Genomic DNA, 15,658 nt, shown 5'->3' on the forward strand with positions numbered 1-15,658 from the left:
TGGGGTATGTCAGCGGAGCTCGATCGCCCAGGTGTCGTCCAGGCGCTGTTCCGGCCGGGGTCGCGGGCCGCGCCTGGGCAGGGTCGCCGGACGCCGCGCGACTGGGTGGTCGACACGCTGTTCGTGCTGCTCGCGATCGGTGGCAGCCTGCTGCCTCCGGCGGCGCCAGGACCGGACCCGAAGCTGCCGCTGCCGCCGGAGGGCGTCAACCTGGCGTTCGGACTGGTTGCTGCCGCGGCGTTGCTGCTGCGACGGCGATGGCCGGTCGAGCTCGTCGTCGTGCTGACGCTGCTCTCGGTGTTCTTCCCGGCGGTGGGCACGGCGAGCGCGCTGGCGCTCTTCTCGGTCGCGGTGCACCGGCGGCCGGCGGTCAGCCTGTCGATCCTGTTGCTGGCCACCGGGTCGGCCGCGCTGCAGTTCTGGCTCTACCCGATCAAGCTCGACATCCCGTACGGCTACCAGTTCGTCGTGGGCTTCGTCGCGCTGATGTGTCTGGCGTCGGTCGCCTGGGGGATCGTCGTACGGACGAGGCGGCAGCTGCTGCTCTCCATGGAGGAGCGGGCGCGGCGGGCCGAGTCGGAGCAGGAGATGCGCGTCGAGCAGGGGCGCCAGCGGGAGCGGGAGCGGATCGCGCGGGAGATGCATGACGCGCTCGGGCATCGGCTGTCGTTGCTGAGCGTGCACGCGGGGGCGCTGGAGTTTCGGCCGGACATGCCCGCGGACGAGCTGGCGGTGACGGCCGGGGTGATCCGGGCGAGTGCGCGGGAGAGCATGGATGACTTGCGGGCGATCGTCGGCGTACTGCGGGGGCCTGGGCTGAGCGATCCGGGTGGGCAGCGGCCGCAGCCGGGGATCGAGGAGATCGCCGGGCTGGTCGAGGAGTCGGTGGCTGCGGGGATGCAGGTGCGGTTCCAGCCGCTGGATGGCGAGGCTGTCGGGTTGCCGGCGGCCACTGGGCGGCACGGCTACCGGATCGTGCAGGAGGGGCTGACCAACGCGCGCAAGCACGCGCCGGGGTCGCTGGTACATGTGGAGCTGAGCGGCGGGCCGGGGGACGGGCTGACGATCGAGGTCCGGAACAGGCTGGGATCAGGCGGCCAGCCGGGATCGCAGGTTGGACTAGTTGGTTTGGTGGAGAGGGCGACACTCGCAGGCGGACGACTTGAACACGGTGTGAAGGCCGGAGAGTTCCAGCTGACCGCATGGCTGCCCTGGCCGAGCGCCTAGGCTGTGCGGCATGGCTGTTCGGGTGGTGCTGGTTGATGACGATCCGTTGGTGCGGGCTGGGCTGAAGAGCATGCTCGGGGGAGCGGACGAGCTGGAGATCATCGGCGACGCGGCCGACGGGCGGGCGGCGATCGACACCGTCGGCGAGCTGCGGCCGGACGTCGTACTGATGGACATCACCATGCCGGTGATGGACGGCTTGACCGCGACCGAGGCCGTACGCCGTCTGCCGGACGCGCCCGAGGTCGTGATCCTGACGACGTTCGGGTCCGAGCAGCACCTGCTGCAGGCGCTGCGCGCCGGAGCAGCGGGCTTCCTGCTGAAGGACTCGGCACCCCAAGAGATCGTCGACGCGGTGGTGCGGGTCGCCGACGGCGAGCCGATCCTGTCCGGCGGCGTCACCCGGCACCTGATGGACTTCGTCGCCGGTGACGCCGGAGGAACCCGCCGCGAGCAGGCCGTCGAGGCCCTCACGAAGCTGACCGACCGCGAACGCGACGTCGCCGCGGCAGTTGCCGAAGGCAAGAGCAACGCGGAGATCGCCGACACCCTCGACCTCGGCGTCGCCACCGTGAAGACGCACCTGACCCGCATCCTCACCAAGCTCGACCTGAACAACCGCGTCCAGATCGCGCTGCTCGCGCACGACGCCGGCCTCGCCTGACCCAGTCCCTAGGACGCCGTCAGGCTGGCCGGGCTCAGCTGAGGATGAGGTGGCAGCGGTGGACCTGGTGGGTCTCCCGGTAGCCGAGGGACGCATTGGTCCGCCGCATCGCCTCGTTGCTGGCTGCAGTGTCGGTCAGCAGCCCGGCGAGCTGCGGATGCCGGGCTCGGGTCTGCCGGACCTGTTCAGCTTTGATCCACCGTGACAGGCCGAGCCCGCGATGAGCGGCAGCGACGACCGTGCCGTAGTGCTGCGCGTCGCCACAACCATCACCTGGTACGACGAGTTCGGTGTACGCGACCACCTCACCCGTGGACGCGTCCAGTGCGGCGACGGTCTCCAGCAGGTCGCCGCGCTGGGCCACGACGTCGGCGACGTACCGGGTGCGCTCGACGTCCCACACCTCTTCGCCGTAGTCGATGTCGCCGACCGGTGCGTCGTTCATCGCGTTGCGGACGGCGGTGAAGCTCTCGATCAACCCGTCCGGAGGTGCACCGGCCCAGGAGGTCAGCTGGTAGCCGGCAACCGGCGCCACCGACACACAGCCATCACCCAGCGCCAGCCGTGTGTAGATGAGCCGCAGCCCAACAGCAAACCCACGTGCAGCCAGAAACGCGTCTCCAGCCGAGCCGGCTGTCGCGTCAGCCAACAGCGTCGTCGCCTCGTTCTCGGCAGCCCCCTGCAGCGCCGCCTCCAGCAGACGCGTCCCCACGCCCTGCCGCCGCTCCGCCGGATGCACCGCGAGCTCCAGCTCGGCCAGGTGCTGCTGGGAGGGCTTGCTGTTCAGCCGCAGGTACGCCGAACCGACAGGGTGCTCATCGGACGCCAGCCAGACCAGCCGGCGGCTGAACGGCCGGTAGTCGGGGTCGGTCAACGGCGTGATCGTGATGGACAAGGCGTCAACGTACCGAGGCGCACCGGCAGGCGGCAAACGGGTTCTGCGCCCTGCGGTCCGGTACGGTGCCTCGCAACGGCACCGGCCGAAAGCAGAGGGGAGTCCGGGGTGGACCAGCAGTACGGGGGCGAGCAGGTACGCACGATCGGTGCGGACCACATCGCGCTCAGGGAGCAGGTGCTGAGCGAGCTGCGGCGCCGCATCGTCGACGGCGACTACGCCCAGGGCGAGCGGCTGACCGAGAACCGTCTGGCCGACGACTTCGGGGTGTCCCGCAACCCGGTCCGCGAGGCCCTGCGGGTGGTGGAGAGCGAGGGGTTCGTCGAGATCCTGCCGCGGCGTGGTGCGGTGGTGGCGACGCTCGACGACACGGCGATCCGTGACCTGTTCGCCGTACGGAAGCAGCTGGAGACGCTGGCCGCCGGGCTCGCTGCCGAGCGGGCGACCGAGGAGGACGTCGCGCGGCTGCGCGGGTTGCTGGCGGAGGCGAACGCGGCGACGGACTCGGAGGACTTCGCGCGGGTCGCCGAGCTGAACAGCGAGCTGCACGTCGCGGTGATCGACATCAGCGGGAACCGCTGGCTGGCTTCGCTGGCGTCGGCGATGTACCACCACGTGCACTGGGTGTTCCGGGTCGGCGCAGCGCAGCGGGCGCCGCACTCGTGGGAGGAGCACATCCGCCTGGTCGACGCCATCGCCGAGGGCGACGCGGAGGCCGCGGTCGCGGCGGCCACAGCTCACATCGAAGCTGCAGCCGCCGCCGCGCTCGCCTGAGCGCCTAGCGGCCCACTGCGTACCCCTGCATCCCGCGGGGGTTCGCAGCCGCCGCCAGTACGCCGTCCGCTTCCCGCGCCACCGCACACAACCGGCCGAGGCTCCACGGATCCGACTCCGTCACCACGTGCCCACGGCGTACCAGCTCGTCCCGCACGCCGGCACCGAGCCGGCTCTCCAGCACCAGCCCACCCGGCTCGGTCGCCCGCGGGTAGAACGACGACGGGAACCCAGTGGTGTGCCAAGCAGGCGCGTCGATCGCCTCCTGCAGGTCCTGCCCACCAGCCAGCGTCCGCAGCAGGAACAGCAGCTGCCACTGGTCCTGCTGATCCCCACCCGGCGACCCACAAGCCAGCACCGGTACGCCGTCCCGCAGCACCAGCGTCGGCGTCAGCGTCGTCCGCGGCCGCTTGCCAGGAGCCAGTGACGACGCGAGCCCCTCCTCGAGCCAGAACATCTGCGCCCGGCTCCCCAGCGGGAACCCGAGCGACGGAATCACCGGCGACGACTGCAGCCACCCACCACTCGGCGTGGCTGAGATGACGTTGCCCCACCGGTCCATCACGTCGACGTGACAGGTGTCGCCACGCGTCCCGCCGTCAGGCGCCACCGTCGGCTCCCCGACAGTCGCGTCGACAGCCGCACCACTGGTCGTCACCGAAGGCAGCTGCGGCTTGCGCCCGTCCGGCTGACCAGGCCGCAGCTCCAGCGACGCCTCTGCGCCAACCAGCGCCGCCCGAGCAGCGGCGTACGCGGGGGAGAGCAGCGTCTTCAGCGGTACGTCGGCGCCGTCGCCGTACCAGGCCTCGCGGTCGGCGTACGACAGCTTCATGACCTCGACAGTGGTGTGGACGGCCTCAGCACTGGTCAGGTCAAGCTCGCTGGGGTCACCCAGCTCAGCCAGTACGGCGAGCGACTGCAGCAGCGCCGGCCCCTGGCCCCACGGACCTGTCTTCGCCACGGTGTGCCCGTGCCAGTCCAGCGTCGCCGCGTCTTCCCAGGTCGCGCTGAACGCCGCCATGTCGGCGCCGGTGATCAGCCCGGCGTGGTCCTCGCCGCTGGAGTCCCGGTGCGGCTTCTTCGAGAACTCGTCGACCGCCTCCGCGACGAAACCCTCCCGCCACGCCAGCCGAGCGCCCTCGACCTGTGCGACCAGGTCGGAGCCAGCGGACTCACCGGCAACGACCAGTCGCTCCAGAGTGTCGGCGTACGCCGGGTTCTTGAACAGCTGGTTCGCCTTGGGCCCCTGTCCGTGAGGCAGCCACAGCTCCGCAGAGGTCGGCCAGTGCTCGGTGAACAGCTCCCGCACGGTCTCGACCGTGTCACCGACCCGCGGTACGACCGGGTGCCCGTTGCGGGCGTAGTCGATCGCCGGCTCGAGCACAGTCCGCAGGGGCAGCGTCCCGTGGTCCCTGAGCAGCAGCAGCCACGCGTCGACCGCACCGGGCACTGTCGCTGCCAGCGGACCGGAGCCGGGCACCAGGTCGAGGCCCAGCGACTTGTAGTGCTCGATGGTCGCGCCCGCTGGTGCCACGCCCTGTCCGGCGAGCACCCGCGGCGTCGGGTCGGAGGCGGTCGCGACGATCGCCGGGACCTCCCCGCCAGGCCCGTTGAGGTGCGGCTCGACCACGTGCAGCACGAACCCGGCGCAGGCGGCCGCGTCGAACGCGTTGCCGCCGAGCTCCAGGACCCGCATCGCCGACTGCGACGCCAGCCAGTGCGTGGACGAGACCATCCCGAACGTGCCGCGCAGCGTGGGCCGGGTGGTGAAGGTCATCGGGCAGCTCCTGTGTCAGTCGTGTCTTGCGTACGCCGTACGTCCGGGCCGGTGCCGTCGTCGGCGACCAGGTGGCACGCGACCCGGTGTCCACCCTCCCCGATCACCCGGGACTCCGGGACGACTGTCCGGCATCTGTCCACCGCCACCGGGCAGCGGGTGTGGAACCGGCAGCCACTGGGCGGGTCGATCGGGGACGGCAGGTCGTCGCCGAGCAGCACGGGCTGCCGCGCCCGCTGGGTCGCCGGGTCGGGCACCGGAGCCGCCGACAGGAGCGCCTGCGTGTACGGATGCTTCGGTACGCCGAAGATGCGCTCCCGAGGCCCCTGCTCGACCAGCTGACCCAGGTACATCACCGCGACTTCGTCGGCCAGGTACTCGACGGCGGACAGGTCGTGCGTGATGAACAAGCAGGCGAAGCCCAGGTCCCGCTGCAGGTCAGCCAGCAGGTTGAGCACCGACGCCTGCACCGACACGTCCAGTGCGCTGGTCGGCTCGTCGGCGACGAGCAGGCTCGGCTTGGAGATCAGTGCCCGCGCGATGCTCACCCGCTGGCGCTGGCCACCCGACAGCTCGTGCGGCGAGCGGTGTGCGACCTCCGGGCGGAGCCCTACTCGCCGGAGCGAGTCAGCAACGGCTCCAGCGGTGTCCCGCTGCCGCTGCAGCCGTAGCGGCTCGCTGACGATGTCGCCGACCGACAGCCGCGGGTCCAGCGAGCCGGCGGGGTCCTGGAACACGATGGACACGTCGCGGCGGTGTTTGCGGAGCTGTCGGCGGTTGAGATGAGTGATGTCGGCATCTGCGAGCCGGACTGTCCCACCGGTCGGCTCCAGGAGCCGGACGATGCAGCGGCCGACTGTGGACTTGCCGGAGCCGCTCTCACCGACCAGGGCGACCACTGTGCCCTTGCGGATCTGCAGCGAGACTCCGTCGACAGCTCTGACCGGTCCGAAGTGCATGACCAGGTCTTCGATCTCCAACGCGTTCATCGGGCCTCCACCGGCTCACGGACCGGGTTCCAGCACGCCACCTGGTGGGCGTCTGCCGTCAGGAGCGGTTGCTCCGTCGTACAGGTGTCCAGTGCTCGGGGGCAGCGGTCGGCGAACGTGCAGGCGTCGGGCTGCTCGCTGAGCACCGGGACGAGGCCCGGGATCTCGTTGAGGCGGTCGCTGCCCGCGTGCCGTCCGGCCGCGGGCGATGCTCCGAGCAGCCCGGCGGTGTAGGGGTGAGTGGGGTGGGCGAACAGGTCGTGCACCTCGGCCGTCTCGACCACGCGGCCGGCGTACATGACGGCCACCCGGTCGGCGAGGTCGGCGACGACTCCGAGGTCGTGGGTGATCAGCACGATGCTCGTGCCGAGCCGCTCCCGCAGGCCACGCAGTACGTCGAGAATGCCGGCCTGAATGGTGACGTCGAGTGCGGTGGTCGGCTCGTCGGCGATCAGCACCTTCGGGTCGCAGGCGACGGCCATCGCGATCATCACCCGCTGCCGCATCCCGCCGGACAGCTGGTGCGGGTAGTCGTCGACGCGGCGGTCGGCCGACGGGATGCCGACCAGCTTGAGCAGCTCGATCGCGCGCTTGCGCGCCGCCGCGCGGGACAGCCCGTTGTGCACGCCGAGCACCTCGCCGATCTGGCGCCCGACGGTGAAGACCGGGTTCAGCGACGTCATCGGCTCCTGGAAGATGTACGCGATCTCGCGGCCGCGGATCGACCGCAGCGTGCGCTTGTCGGCGCCGATCAGCTCGACACCGTCGAGCTTCACCGAGCCGTCGACGCTCGCCGAGCGGGGGAGCAGGCCGGCGATGCTCATCGCGGTGACGCTCTTCCCGCAGCCGGACTCACCGACCACGGCCAGCACTTCCTGCTCAGCGACCGAGAAGTCGACCTTGTCGACGGCCGACACGTGACCGTCCTCGGTGCGGAAGCCGACCGATAGCTGCTTGACCTCGAGGATCGTGCTCATCGGCGGCTCGCTTTCGGGTCGAGGGCGTCGCGCAGGCTGTCACCGACGATGTTGAACGCGAGTACCAGCAGCATGATCGCCAGCCCCGGCATCACCGCCGCCCACGGCGCCCGGGTCGCGAACTGCTGGGCGTCGGACAGCATCGTGCCCAGGCTCGGCGCGGGCGGCTGGATGCCGAGCCCGAGGAACGACAGCACCGCCTCGCCGAGGATCGCGGCCGGGATCGCCACCGTCGCCTGCACGATCACCACCGACGCGGCGTTCGGCAGGATGTGCCGGCCGAGCACCCACAGGTCCCCGGCGCCCTCGACGATCGCCGCCGCGACGAAGTCGAGCGACTTCAGCCGCAGCGTCTCCGAGCGGACGATCCGGATCACGCCGGGGATCTGCGCGATCCCGATCGCGATCGCCGCGTTGCCGAGGCTGGCGCCGCGGATCGCGGCCAGCCCGACCGCCAGGATCAGGAACGGGAACGCCAGCACCAGGTCGGTGAACCGCGAGATCAGCGCGTCGACGGCGCGGAAGTACCCGGCCATCAGCCCGAGCGGTACGCCGACCACCAGCGACGTCGCGACCGCGAGCAACCCGACGTGCAGCGAGGCGCGCAGGCCGAACATGATCCGGGCCAGTACGTCGCGGCCGAGGTCGTCGGTGCCGAGCAGGTAGCCCGGCGTACCGGGTGGGCCGAAGGCCTCGCTCAGGTGCGTGTCGGTCGGTTCGTGCGGCGCGATCCAGGGGGCGAGGACCGCGACCACGACGGCCAGCACCAGCACGACCAGCCCGGCGATCGCCAGCGGGTTGCGCAGGATCCGCTTGACCACCTTGCGGCGCCGCGACGACAGCGGGGCGCCGGCCGAGACGTTGACGTCGGCAACAGCCATCAGGACTCACCTCGCACCCGGATGCGCGGGTCGATCACCGAGTAGAGCAGGTCGACCAGCAGGTTGATCACGATGTACGCCGTCGCGGTGACCAGCACGACGGCCTGGATCACCGGGTAGTCGCGCTGGAAGACCGAGTCGACGGTCAGCTTGCCGAAACCGGGCAGCGCGAAGATCCGCTCGGTGACGACCGCGCCGGAGATCAGCGCCCCGAGCTGCAGCCCGACGATCGTGACGACCACGATCAGGCTGTTGCGCAGCGCGTGCCGGCCGATCACCGCGCTCGGCCGCAGGCCCTTCGCCTCCGCCGTCCGGATGTAGTCGGCCGAGAGCGCGTCCAGCATCGACGACCGGGTCTGCCGCATGATGACCGCCGCGAGGCCGGTCCCGAGGATCAGCGCCGGCAGCACCAGGTGGTGCAGGTTGGCGATCGGGTCGGTGAAGAACGGCACGAAACCGGACGCCGGGAACAGCCCGAGCGCGACCGACAGGTAGAGGATCGCCATCAGGCCGAGCCAGAAGTTCGGCACCGACAGCCCGAGCAGGGCGAGCGCGTTCGCCGCCCACTCGGCCGGCCGCCCGCGCTGCACCGCCGCGACGACGCCGGCGCCGATGCCGATCACCCCGGCGACGGCGATCGCGAGCAGCGACAGCTCCAGCGTCACGGGCAGAGCGCTCCGGAGCATCCCGGTCACGCTCTCTCCCGTTCTGATCGACACTCCGAGATCACCCCGTACGGCGTGGCTGACGAACTGCCAGAACTGCACGAGCAGCGAGTCGTCCAGCCCGTACTGCTCGCGGATCGCGCGCAGGGACTCCGGATCGCGGTCCTCCCCGGCCAGCGCCAGGGCCGGGTCGCCGGGCAGCGCCCGGACCCCGAGGAAGACCACGATCGTTGCCAGCAGCAAGGTCACGGCCGACTGCCAGAGCCGGCCCAGCAGGTAGCGGCGCATCGCCCCGCCTACTTCGCGAAACCGGCGAAGGCGGTCCGGATCACCCCGTCCGGGTAGGTCTGGACGCCGAGCACCTTCTTGCTGACCCCGGTCAGGTTGCGCTGGCGGTACAGGTAGATCAGCGGGTCGTCCTGCTGCAGCTTGGCCACCACGTCGCCGTACAGCTTGACCCGCTCGGCCTGGTCCTTGGCCTGCCGGGCGTCGGTGAGCAGCTTGTCCACCTCGGGGCTGTTGTACCCGGCAACGTTCTGGCTGCCGCCGGTGCCGACGAAGTTGAAGATGTTCGCGTCCGGGTCGACCCGGCCCGACCAGCCGAGCTGGAGCAGCTCGAAGTCACCACGGTCCTGCTGGTCCAGCAGCGACGCGTACTCGACCGGCTTGATCACGAGATCGAAGCCGCCCTCCTTGACCATCGCCTGCAGGGCCTGGGCCAGCCGCAAGGAGTCGGGGTTGTTCGAGGTGATCATCTCCACCTTGTACGGCGTACTGACGCCCGCCTGCTGCAGCAGCTCCTTGGCCTTGGCCGGGTCGTGCCCCGGGCAGACCTGCGCGGCCTCGCTGGTGAACTCGCTCTTCGGCGAGATCGGCGAGCAGGCCACCGTGTTCAGCCCGTTGAAGATCGTCTTCACCAGCGCTTCGCGGTCGATCGACGCCTCCAGCGCCTGCCGGACCCGCGGGTCTTTCGCGATCGGGGTGTCGAGCTGCTTGACCGGCTTGCCGATCCCCTCGGCGTTGCCGACGTTGATGGTCAGGCCCTGGTAGCCCAGCGACTGCGACTGCAGCACGGTCATACTGCTGTCCTTCTGCAGCTCCGGCGCGTCCTGCGTCGACAGCGAGTCGGCGATCTGCGCGTCACCGGAGCGCAGGTTGGCCGAGCGGATGCTGGAGTCGGTGATGATCCGGTACTCGATCGCGTCCAGGTGCACCTTGGCGGCGTCGTAGTACAGCGGGTCCTTGACCACCTTGATCGAGTTCTGCGCGACCCGGCTGGCGAACTTGAACGGGCCGACGCAGGCCGGTGCGGTGGAGAAGTTCGCGCCGAGCTTGGCGACGGCGGCCGGGCTGAGCACCATGCCGGCCCGGTCGGCCAGAGCGGCCGTCAGCGGGGCGAACGGCTTGGACAGCTTGATCACGACGGTCTTCGGGTCCGGCGTCTCGATCCCGCTGATCGGGCCGAGCTCGCTCTTGCGGCCGGAACCGGCCAGCGTCAGGCCGCGCTCGATCGAGCCCTTCACGGCGGCCGAGTCCAGCGTGCCGCCGTCGGCGAACTTGACGCCTTCCTTCAGCGGGATGGTCAGGCTCAGGCCGTCGGCCGCGACGGTCGGCAGCGCGGTCGCGAGCTGCGGCACGATCTTGGCGTCCGGGCCGAGGTCGTACAGCTTCTCGCACATGGTGTGGAAGACGTAGCGCGAGTACAGGCTGCGCGACAGCGTCGGGTCGAGCTTGTCCGGATCGGCCGACAGGGCAACGGTCAGCGTCCCACCGGCCTTGACCTGCGCGGCGTCGGCGGCGTCGCCGAAGACGTCCTGGCCGGCGGCGGCTTGGTCGCCGCCGCCGGACGGGTTGTCGCCGGACTGGACCGGTGAGCAGGCGGTGGCCGCGAGGACGAGGGCGAGCAGGGCGGCCGGGGGAGCGGTCTGCCACCGAGTGGAACGATTCAGCGGCGACGGAGTTCGACGGAACATTTCGTCCTCCAGGGGATGAGCGGTTCCGTCGACTGTTTCATGTATACAAGGCAGGCGCGCAAGGGGTTCGGAGTGTTTGGTGCAAGCTTTTACCGATTTGCATCCCGGCCCGGTGAAGGATTTCCTCCGTCTTTCAGGCTTCCCAGGCCGTGGGCTAGCGGATGGTGCCGCGGGGGAGTATGCGCTCCGCGACGAGTCCGAGGGCCATCTGGTTCGGGCCGTCGTACGGGCTGTGGATGCCGAAGTCGGTCGCCTGCCGGAAACCGAACCGCGGGTAGTACTCGTGATGCCCCAGTACGACGACCGCGTGCTCGCCTTCGGCCCGGGCCGCTTCGAGCGCGGCCCGGATCGTCGCACTCCCGGCGCCGGCGCCCTGGTACTGCGGCAGGACGGCGACCGGCCCGAGCACGAGCGCCGGGGATTCGTCGATGTGGCAACGACTCAGCAGTGCGTGGGCAACGATCTCGTCGGCACGCGTCGCGACGTACGAGAGGGTGGGGATCCAGGCGCTCGAGGCGCGGAGCCGGAGGACGATGTCGGGCTCGAGGCGGCGGCCGAACGCGTGGAAGTTGACCGCGTCGACGGCGGTGCTGTCAGCGCCGGACTCGGCGCGGGTGATCCAGGTGGTGGACAACGGAAAGACCTTTCGACCAGGAGGAGTCGGGCAGGGACCAGCACTGCGCGGTCATACGCCTCAACTCCTCTCTCCCTGGTCGTCGGTGGTCACACTAGTGCTGCTGCGTCGCTGCTGTCGCTCGACTTACTGAGCGGCGAAGGCTGCGGTCGGGTCTCGGTCGGCCGGGCCGGCCGGCTGCCACTCGTTGTCGACCAGGCGGTACGGATGCCAGCGGCCGACCCGGTCGAGGCGCAGCTGCACGGTCGACGCGGTCAGCCAGTTCCCGGTGATCTCCAGGTCGACGTCCTCGTCGCTCGCCGCCTGCACCTCGGTCCGCGCCCTGACAAGCTCACCGCCCTGCGGAGCCCACGCGTTGAGCAGCACGTCGAGGCCCGGCGCGCCGCCGTACTCCCACGCCTGTACGCCGGCCGCGAGGCGTTCCGTCCCCGCCAGCCTGTCCCGCAGCTCCGGGTACTCGGCCGCGAGGCGCACCGAGTCCTGCCACTCGTCGAGCTCCCACGGTCCGGAATCGCCCGCCAGCAAAGCGTTCAGCAACCCGCGCGCTCGGCGGGCGGCATCGAGCACGAGCAACGGCGACAGGACGGACTCCAGGGGAGCCGTGCCGGTGATCGGCAAGTCCTCTAGGGACACCTTGCCTGGTAACTCCGGAGGCGCCGGTAGTACTCCGACCTGCGCTGCGAACGCAGAGGCCGCGTCGACGCCGACCTCTTGTTGGATCCCTGAGGTTGGCGCGACAGTCGCCCTCCGCTGCAGCTCGTCCAGCAGGTCCTCGCGCGATCGCCCGCGCAGAAGCAGCAGCACGAACGGATCGTCGTCCAGCAACCACGCCACCTGGTACGACAACCCAGCCGCGTGCTGACACGGCAGCTCCCATGCATCGCACGTGCACGACGGATCGAGATCGCCGATCCCCGGCAGTAGCTGCACGCCCGCGTCCTCGGCCGCGCTGACCAGATCGTGCGGCATGTCGCCGTCGAGCAGCGCCGCGATGTGCCCCGCGCGTGACCCGACCTCGTCCAGGAACCGGCTCCAGTCGTCGTCGTCCAGCTGCTCGACCAGCACCGCCGACTCGTACCGGTCCTCCGGCGCCTCGACGAGCGCCGCGATCCGGCCGGGGCTGACGGTGATCGTCCCGACCTGCCCCGAGTTCGCGAACCGCCGGCCCTTCTTCAGCTGACCGTTGTCCAGCGACGTGTCCTCCATCGCCTGCACCCAGGCCCGCGCCCACCACGACCGCCCCCGCGTACTCCGCCCCCGCTGCGCGGGAAACGGCACGAACCCCTTCGCCGTACTCATCGCACCCCACCCCGCAGTCGCGCGCCGATGCCGACCAGCTGTTCGCCGCTCATCGCACACCACCCCGCAGCTCGACCAGATCGGCCAGCTCGGCATCCGACAGCTCGGTCAGCGCCGCCTCACCCGCACTCAGTACGGCGTCCGCCAGCGCTCGCTTGCTCGTCAGCATCGCCGCGATCCGGTCCTCGATGGTGCCCTCGGCAATCAACCGGTGCACCTGCACCGGGCGGGTCTGCCCGATCCGGTACGCGCGATCGGTCGCCTGGTCCTCGACTGCCGGATTCCACCACCGGTCGAAGTGCACCACGTGATCCGCCCGCGTCAGGTTCAGCCCGGTACCGGCCGCCTTGAGCGACAGCAGGAACACCGGCACCTCCCCGGCCTGGAACCGCTCGACCATCTCCTCGCGCTTGTGCACCGGCGTACCGCCGTGCAGCAGCTGGGTGCCGACGCCGCGGTCCGCGAGGTGCTGCTCCAGCAGCCGCGCCATCGCGACGTACTGGGTGAAGATCAGCACCGCGCCGTCCTCGGTGAGGATCGTGCCGAGCAGCTCGTCGAGCAGTTCGAGCTTGCCCGACCGCCCGGCGAGCTTCGCGCCCGCGGGCTCCTTCAGGTACTGCACCGGGTGGTTGCAGATCTGCTTCAGGCCGGTCAGCAGCTTCACGATCAGCCCGCGCCGCGCCATCGCGCTGCTCGACCGGACCTCCTCCATCAGCTCGCGCACCGTTGCCTCGTACAACACCGCCTGCTCGCGGGTCAGCGACACGGTCTGGTCGGTCTCGGTCTTCGGCGGCAGCTCCGGCGCGATGCCCGGGTCGGACTTCTTGCGCCGCAGCAGGAACGGCCGGACCAACGTCGCGAGCCGGTCGGCGATCTCCTGGTCCTTGTCGGCCTCGATCGGCGTCGCCCACCGGCTGCGGAACGTACCGAGCCGGCCGAGCAGCCCCGGCGTCGTCCAGTCGAGGATCGCCCACAGCTCGGACAGGTTGTTCTCGACCGGCGTACCGGTCAGGGCGACGCGCGCCTGCGCCGGAACCGTGCGCAGCGCCTTCGCCGTGCCCGAGGCGGGGTTCTTCACGTGCTGCGCCTCGTCGGCGACGAGCAGACCCCAGCGATGCCCGGCGAGCTTCTTCGCGTCCCGCCGCAACGTCCCGTACGTCGTGAGCACGAACCCGGTGTCGGCGTCGTCGAGCGAGCGACTGGTCCCGTGGAAGCGGCGGACCGGCGTACCGGGCGCGAACTTGTTGACCTCGCGCTCCCAGTTCCCCAGCAGGGACGCCGGGCAGACGACCAGCGTCGGGCCCGCGGTCGCGTCGTTGGTCTGGCGGTGGAGATGCAACGAGATCAGCGTGATCGTCTTGCCGAGACCCATGTCGTCGGCGAGACAGCCGCCGAGTCCGAGCGACGTCATCCGGGCCAGCCACTGCAGGCCGCGCAGCTGGTAGTCGCGGAGGGTCGCCTGAAGCGCTTCGGGTGCTTCGAGTGGTTCGTCGGAGCGGTCGGGGTCGGCGATCCGGGCGCGCAGGTCGTCGAGCCACTTGGTCGGCGTCACCGCGACGTGCTGACCGTCGATCTCGGCCGTACCGGTGAGCGCGGCACCGAGCGCGTCGATCGGCGTGACCGGCTTCAGGATTCGTTCGCGCGCCTTGCGGGCGACCTCGGGATCGACCAGCATCCACTGGTCGCGCAGCCGGACCACCGGACGGGTCGCCTCGGCGAGCCGGTCCATCTCCTCGCTGCTCAGCGGATCGTTGCCGAGCGCAACTTGCCAGCTGAAGTCGAGGGTGCTGTCGCCGCCGAAGAAGCTCGGCAGGTCGGACGGGGGAGTGTCCGGCGTGGTGGTGATCGCGGCCCGGGCAGTCAGCGCCCGCCCGAGGCTGCGCGGCCAGTGCAGGTCGACCCCCGCGGCCGCGAGCCGCTGCGCGCCGCTCGCGAGCAGCCCGGCGATCTCGTCGTCGGACAGCTCCAGCCGATCCGGTACGGCGGCGTCGAGCAGCTGATGCAGCGGCTGCCAGACGCGTGCCGCGCGCCGGATCGCCAGCGTCGCGTCGATCCGCGCCCGTGGGCCGAACCCCGGTACGTCGCCCGCCCACACATCGGCGGCGTCCGCGACGAGCGTCGGGTCCTGCAGGCTGTGGAGTTGTACGTTGGCCCGCAGCCCGAGGTCGTCGCCTTCGATCAGGTCGATCCGCAGGGAGATCCGTACGCCGGTGTCGAGCCCGGCCGAGACCTCGTCCGCCCACGACCGCAACCGCTCGACCCGCTGCGGTGCCTTCGCGGTGAAGAGATCGGTCCCATGAGCCTTGGCGGCAGCCGCAGACCGAGGCATGCCATCGGCAACCGCGTCGAGGAACGCCCGAACAAGATCCTCGGCAACAGGAAGCCGAAGGTTCTCATCAGGTACTGCACGTGCCTCAGCAGGCATCGCTTCAGCCAACTGCAGCACCCGTTCGACATCCGGCTGGTCGTACGGTCCAACTCTCCACGCGTCATGCCCACCAGCCGAAACCCCCGGCAGCAACCGCCCCCGCGCCACCAGCTGCAACGCCACCAGCGACACCGCACCCCAGAACCCCACCGACGGATGAGCTCCGGCCGACTTCCGCGCCCGCCCGAGCAACGCAACCGCCTCACCCACCGGCAGCTCCATCGCCCGGACAACCTGCGGTCGCACAGCGCCGTCGACCGGCGCCACCACCTGGAGGTCGACATGCTCACCGATCCCCAGCGGCAGCGCCTCCCCGTCAGGCGACCAGAACGCCACGGTCCCCGACCGGGGTGGATCAGCCGGCCGGAACACCGCCACCAACTGAGCAACCTCGGCCGAAACTCCCACCGCTACTACCAACCCCGTACCTTCCGTCGCCACCAGCAGCACGCACTCACACCCACCACGACCCCGG

At 70.6% G+C, this 15,658-nt stretch carries 13 protein-coding genes; 3 read left to right on the forward strand and 10 right to left on the reverse strand.

The window, feature by feature from the left end:
• The first annotated feature begins 6 nt into the window (after positions 1–6).
• Positions 7–1,227: a sensor histidine kinase gene (locus tag ACZ6Z4_RS29970; protein WP_465571490.1), complete on the forward strand. Its 1,221-nt coding sequence runs from the start codon at positions 7–9 to the stop codon at positions 1,225–1,227.
• A gap of 10 nt (positions 1,228–1,237) precedes the next feature.
• Positions 1,238–1,891, forward strand: coding sequence for a response regulator (locus tag ACZ6Z4_RS29975; protein WP_465571493.1), 654 nt, complete (start codon positions 1,238–1,240; stop codon positions 1,889–1,891).
• Positions 1,892–1,925: 34 nt separating this feature from the next.
• On the opposite strand, the gene ACZ6Z4_RS29980 is transcribed toward ACZ6Z4_RS29975, so the two are convergent.
• Positions 1,926–2,786, reverse strand: a complete 861-nt coding sequence (locus tag ACZ6Z4_RS29980; RefSeq protein ID WP_465571496.1) for a GNAT family N-acetyltransferase — start codon at positions 2,784–2,786, stop codon at positions 1,926–1,928.
• Between the two features lie 108 nt (positions 2,787–2,894).
• Between ACZ6Z4_RS29980 and ACZ6Z4_RS29985 the strand changes: the two genes are divergently transcribed.
• Complete coding sequence (locus ACZ6Z4_RS29985) at positions 2,895–3,560, forward strand: GntR family transcriptional regulator (protein ID WP_465571499.1); 666 nt, start codon at positions 2,895–2,897, stop codon at positions 3,558–3,560.
• 4 nt (positions 3,561–3,564) lie between these two features.
• Here ACZ6Z4_RS29985 and ACZ6Z4_RS29990 read toward each other — a convergent pair whose 3' ends face one another.
• From ACZ6Z4_RS29990 to ACZ6Z4_RS30030, 9 genes are all read right to left on the reverse strand, one after another.
• Positions 3,565–5,337, reverse strand: a complete 1,773-nt coding sequence (locus tag ACZ6Z4_RS29990; protein ID WP_465571502.1) for a gamma-glutamyltransferase family protein — start codon at positions 5,335–5,337, stop codon at positions 3,565–3,567.
• Positions 5,334–6,326 (reverse strand): ABC transporter ATP-binding protein, encoded by a 993-nt coding sequence (locus ACZ6Z4_RS29995; protein ID WP_465571505.1) that lies wholly within the window; start codon positions 6,324–6,326, stop codon positions 5,334–5,336. Before ACZ6Z4_RS29995 ends, ACZ6Z4_RS29990 begins: the two co-directional genes overlap by 4 nt.
• Positions 6,323–7,303 (reverse strand): ABC transporter ATP-binding protein, encoded by a 981-nt coding sequence (locus ACZ6Z4_RS30000; RefSeq protein WP_465571508.1) that lies wholly within the window; start codon positions 7,301–7,303, stop codon positions 6,323–6,325. The genes ACZ6Z4_RS29995 and ACZ6Z4_RS30000 overlap by 4 nt, the downstream gene beginning before the upstream one ends.
• Positions 7,300–8,184: an ABC transporter permease gene (locus ACZ6Z4_RS30005; RefSeq protein ID WP_465571513.1), complete on the reverse strand. Its 885-nt coding sequence runs from the start codon at positions 8,182–8,184 to the stop codon at positions 7,300–7,302. Before ACZ6Z4_RS30005 ends, ACZ6Z4_RS30000 begins: the two co-directional genes overlap by 4 nt.
• Entirely contained in the window at positions 8,184–9,137 is a 954-nt protein-coding gene (locus ACZ6Z4_RS30010; protein WP_465571516.1) for an ABC transporter permease, read from the reverse strand. The genes ACZ6Z4_RS30005 and ACZ6Z4_RS30010 overlap by 1 nt, the downstream gene beginning before the upstream one ends.
• 8 nt (positions 9,138–9,145) lie before the next feature.
• On the reverse strand, positions 9,146–10,822 hold the full coding sequence (locus ACZ6Z4_RS30015) for an ABC transporter substrate-binding protein (RefSeq protein ID WP_465571519.1): 1,677 nt from the start codon (positions 10,820–10,822) through the stop codon (positions 9,146–9,148).
• Between the two features lie 154 nt (positions 10,823–10,976).
• Complete coding sequence (locus ACZ6Z4_RS30020) at positions 10,977–11,456, reverse strand: GNAT family N-acetyltransferase (protein ID WP_465571523.1); 480 nt, start codon at positions 11,454–11,456, stop codon at positions 10,977–10,979.
• Between the two features lie 126 nt (positions 11,457–11,582).
• Positions 11,583–12,755: an SWIM zinc finger family protein gene (locus ACZ6Z4_RS30025; RefSeq protein WP_465571526.1), complete on the reverse strand. Its 1,173-nt coding sequence runs from the start codon at positions 12,753–12,755 to the stop codon at positions 11,583–11,585.
• Between the two features lie 49 nt (positions 12,756–12,804).
• Positions 12,805–15,561, reverse strand: coding sequence for a DEAD/DEAH box helicase (locus tag ACZ6Z4_RS30030; RefSeq protein ID WP_465571529.1), 2,757 nt, complete (start codon positions 15,559–15,561; stop codon positions 12,805–12,807).
• Positions 15,562–15,658 lie beyond the last annotated feature (97 nt).

The organism is Kribbella sp. NPDC104740 (assembly GCF_055583505.1).

Bases quoted from the DNA above. Each gene is read 5' to 3' on its own strand.
- ACZ6Z4_RS30025 (WP_465571526.1), bottom strand. From the start codon at position 12,755: ATGAGTACGGCGAAGGGGTTCGTGCCGTTTCCCGCGCAGCGGGGGCGG.
- ACZ6Z4_RS30015 (WP_465571519.1), bottom strand. From the start codon at position 10,822: ATGTTCCGTCGAACTCCGTCGCCGCTGAATCGTTCCACTCGGTGGCAG.
- ACZ6Z4_RS30005 (WP_465571513.1), bottom strand. From the start codon at position 8,184: ATGGCTGTTGCCGACGTCAACGTCTCGGCCGGCGCCCCGCTGTCGTCG.
- ACZ6Z4_RS29975 (WP_465571493.1), top strand. From the start codon at position 1,238: ATGGCTGTTCGGGTGGTGCTGGTTGATGACGATCCGTTGGTGCGGGCT.
- ACZ6Z4_RS30010 (WP_465571516.1), bottom strand. From the start codon at position 9,137: ATGCGCCGCTACCTGCTGGGCCGGCTCTGGCAGTCGGCCGTGACCTTG.
- ACZ6Z4_RS29995 (WP_465571505.1), bottom strand. From the start codon at position 6,326: ATGAACGCGTTGGAGATCGAAGACCTGGTCATGCACTTCGGACCGGTC.
- ACZ6Z4_RS29990 (WP_465571502.1), bottom strand. From the start codon at position 5,337: ATGACCTTCACCACCCGGCCCACGCTGCGCGGCACGTTCGGGATGGTC.
- ACZ6Z4_RS29970 (WP_465571490.1), top strand. From the start codon at position 7: ATGTCAGCGGAGCTCGATCGCCCAGGTGTCGTCCAGGCGCTGTTCCGG.
- ACZ6Z4_RS30000 (WP_465571508.1), bottom strand. From the start codon at position 7,303: ATGAGCACGATCCTCGAGGTCAAGCAGCTATCGGTCGGCTTCCGCACC.